Here is a 1,184-nt window from a genome sequence, read left to right on the forward strand (position 1 = left end):
CGCCAGGGCCGGCTCGACCGCCGCACCATCATCGTCGGCTCCGACAGCAATGGCGAGCAGCTGGTCGAAGCGCTGAAGGCGCAGGAGGATACCGACATCCACGTGCTCGGCGTGTTCGACGACCGCAACGACAGCCGCGCGCTCGACACCTGCGCTGGCGCGCGCAAGCTCGGCAAGGTCGACGACATCGTCGAATTCGCCCGCCGCACCCGCGTCGATCTCGTGCTGTTCGCGCTGCCGATCTCGGCGGAGACGCGCATCCTGGAGATGCTGAAGAAGCTCTGGGTGCTGCCGGTCGACATCCGCCTCTCCGCGCACACCAACAAGCTGCGCTTCCGGCCCCGCTCCTATTCCTATCTCGGCGAGGTGCCGACGCTCGACGTGTTCGAGGCGCCGATCACGGACTGGGATCTGGTGATGAAATGGCTGTTCGACCGCGTCGTCGGCAGCCTCGCCCTGCTCGCGGCCCTGCCGGTGATGGGCCTCGTCGCGCTCGCGGTGAGGCTCGACAGCCCCGGCCCGGTGCTGTTCCGCCAGAAGCGCTTCGGCTTCAACAACGAGCGCATCGACGTCTATAAATTCCGCTCGATGTACCATCACCAGGCCGATCCGACGGCCTCGAAGGTGGTGACCAAGAACGATCCGCGCGTCACCCGCGTCGGCCGCTTCATCCGCAAGACCAGCCTCGACGAGCTGCCGCAGCTCTTCAACGTGGCTTTTGCCGGCAATCTCTCGCTGGTCGGTCCGCGTCCGCACGCGGTGCAGGGCAAGCTGCAGAGCCGGCTGTTCGACGAGGCCGTCGACGGCTATTTCGCCCGCCATCGCGTCAAGCCCGGCATCACCGGCTGGGCCCAGATCAACGGCTGGCGCGGCGAGATCGACAACGAAGAGAAGATCCAGAAGCGCGTCGAGTTCGATCTCTATTACATCGAGAACTGGTCGGTGCTGTTCGACCTCTACATTCTCCTGAAGACGCCGATCTCGCTGCTGACCAAGAACGAGAACGCGTATTGAGTTGATTCTCTGTCATGCCCCGGTCGAGCCGGGCGATGACAGCGGTGTTTGTGGCGTACAGTTGCGTGAGCGTGTGATGGCGTATGCGGCGACAGCCGGTGGAATGAACGTGGCCGCACCGGCTGCGCCCGGCGTGCTGGCGCTGCAGCGCGCGCTGGTGTGGCTGGTCG

Annotated in this window: 1 protein-coding gene; it reads left to right on the forward strand. The window is 65.4% G+C overall.

Annotated features, from left to right (window positions below; all coding sequences use genetic code 11):
- A partial coding sequence (locus tag MOV75_RS38900) for an undecaprenyl-phosphate glucose phosphotransferase (protein ID WP_247008140.1) occupies positions 1-1,014 on the forward strand: 1,014 nt, incomplete at its 5' end.
- Positions 1,015-1,184 lie beyond the last annotated feature (170 nt).

Origin of the sequence: Bradyrhizobium sp. PRIMUS42 (assembly GCF_023006515.1) — a bacterium.
In the GTDB taxonomy this organism is placed as follows: domain Bacteria; phylum Pseudomonadota; class Alphaproteobacteria; order Rhizobiales; family Xanthobacteraceae; genus Bradyrhizobium.